Here is a 2,127-nt window from a genome sequence, read left to right on the forward strand (position 1 = left end):
GTGTACGGGGCTTTCACCCGCTATGGCCGCCCATTTCAGAGCGTTACACGACTAAGACCCGAGTCTTAGCCGAGGCTGATCTGTACTTCCACACCTGCCGCAAGATCAAGCTTCATCAGCGCGTCAACGGTTTTATCCGTTGGCTGGACGATGTCCAGAACACGCTTATGAGTGCGGATCTCGTACTGGTCGCGCGCGTCTTTGTTGACGTGCGGAGAAACCAGAACGGTGAACCGCTCTTTACGGGTAGGGAGTGGAATCGGACCACGCACTTGAGCACCAGTACGTTTCGCGGTTTCCACGATTTCCTGGGTGGATTGGTCGATCAGGCGATGGTCAAAAGCCTTCAACCTGATACGGATTTGCTGATTTTGCATTGGATTTCAGACTCCAGGCTACTTCCCACCGAGCGCAATACGCCCGTTTAAAGGAGGCGCAATTCTATAGACGAGCTAACGGGGTGTCAACCCAATAAAAAAGCCCCCGCAAGCGGGGGCTCTTTTTGAAGATCATCGCTTACGCGATGATTTTGGCTACGACGCCAGCGCCGACGGTACGACCGCCTTCACGGATAGCGAAACGCAGACCGTCTTCCATTGCGATTGGCTTGATCAGGGTAACGGAAACTTTCACGTTATCACCTGGCATAACCATCTCAACGCCTTCCGGCAGTTCGCAGCTACCAGTTACGTCGGTAGTACGGAAGTAGAACTGTGGACGGTAGCCTTTGAAGAACGGAGTGTGACGGCCGCCTTCTTCTTTGCTCAGAACGTAGATTTCAGCTTCGAACTGAGTGTGCGGCTTGACAGTACCTGGCTTGACCAGAACCTGACCACGCTCAACGTCGTCACGCTTGGTGCCGCGCAACAGAACGCCGCAGTTCTCGCCAGCACGACCTTCGTCGAGCAGCTTACGGAACATTTCAACACCGGTGCAGGTGGTGACGGTGGTGTCACGCAGACCAACGATTTCCAGTGGATCTTGAACCTTGACGATACCGCGCTCTACACGACCAGTCACAACAGTACCGCGACCGGAGATCGAGAATACGTCTTCGATTGGCATCAGGAACGGCTTGTCGACAGCACGCTCTGGCTGAGGAATGTAGCTGTCCAGAGTTTCAACCAACTTCTTGACGGCAGTGGTGCCCATCTCGTTGTCGTCTTTACCTTCCAACGCCATACGGGCAGAGCCGATGATGATTGGAGTGTCGTCGCCCGGGAAGTCGTAAGTGCTCAGCAGATCGCGCACTTCCATCTCAACCAGTTCCAGCAGCTCAGCGTCGTCTACCAGGTCAGCCTTGTTCAGGAAGACCACGATGTACGGAACGCCAACCTGACGGGACAGCAGGATGTGCTCACGAGTTTGTGGCATCGGACCATCAGCAGCCGAACAAACCAGAATAGCGCCGTCCATCTGGGCAGCACCAGTGATCATGTTCTTCACGTAGTCAGCGTGACCTGGGCAGTCAACGTGTGCGTAGTGGCGCACGGCCGAGTTGTACTCAACGTGAGCGGTGTTGATGGTGATACCGCGAGCTTTCTCTTCTGGTGCGCTGTCGATCTTGTCGAAGTCAACACGAGCCGAACCGAAAACTTCGGAACAGACGCGAGTCAGAGCAGCGGTCAGCGTGGTTTTACCATGGTCAACGTGACCGATGGTGCCAACGTTGACGTGCGGAAGGGAACGATCAAATTTTTCTTTAGCCACGACAAATAACTCCTAGCCTAAAGGCGCTGAATCAGCCTTGTTTTTTGGTTACAGTTTCGACGATGTGCGACGGAGCTGTATTGTATTTTTTGAATTCCATAGAGTAGCTTGCGCGACCTTGGGACATGGAGCGAACGTCGGTCGCATAACCGAACATCTCACCCAACGGGACCTCGGCACGAATTACCTTGCCGGAGACCGTATCTTCCATACCCAGGATCATGCCGCGACGACGGTTAAGGTCGCCCATCACGTCACCCATATAGTCTTCAGGCGTAACAACCTCTACAGCCATGATCGGCTCAAGCAACTCACCGCCGCCCTTCTGGGCCAGTTGCTTGGTCGCCATGGAAGCAGCCACCTTAAACGCCATCTCGTTCGAGTCGACGTCGTGGTAAACGCCTGAAGCCCGGCTGC

At 54.6% G+C, this 2,127-nt stretch carries 2 protein-coding genes and 1 pseudogene; all 3 read right to left on the minus strand.

What is annotated here, in order from left to right; genetic code table 11:
* Positions 1-65 precede the first annotated feature (65 nt).
* Positions 66-377: a 30S ribosomal protein S10 gene (gene rpsJ / locus ACQKEN_RS25320; protein ID WP_003186070.1), complete on the minus strand. Its 312-nt coding sequence runs from the start codon at positions 375-377 to the stop codon at positions 66-68.
* Between the two features lie 139 nt (positions 378-516).
* Entirely contained in the window at positions 517-1,710 is a 1,194-nt protein-coding gene (tuf, locus tag ACQKEN_RS25325) for an elongation factor Tu (protein WP_133775997.1), read from the minus strand.
* A 31-nt stretch (positions 1,711-1,741) separates the two neighbouring features.
* A pseudogene (gene fusA / locus ACQKEN_RS25330) lies at positions 1,742-2,127 on the minus strand (elongation factor G); the annotation flags it as partial.

The sequence above is a fragment of the Pseudomonas sp. NPDC078416 genome (assembly GCF_050268485.1).
GTDB lineage: Bacteria > Pseudomonadota > Gammaproteobacteria > Pseudomonadales > Pseudomonadaceae > Aquipseudomonas.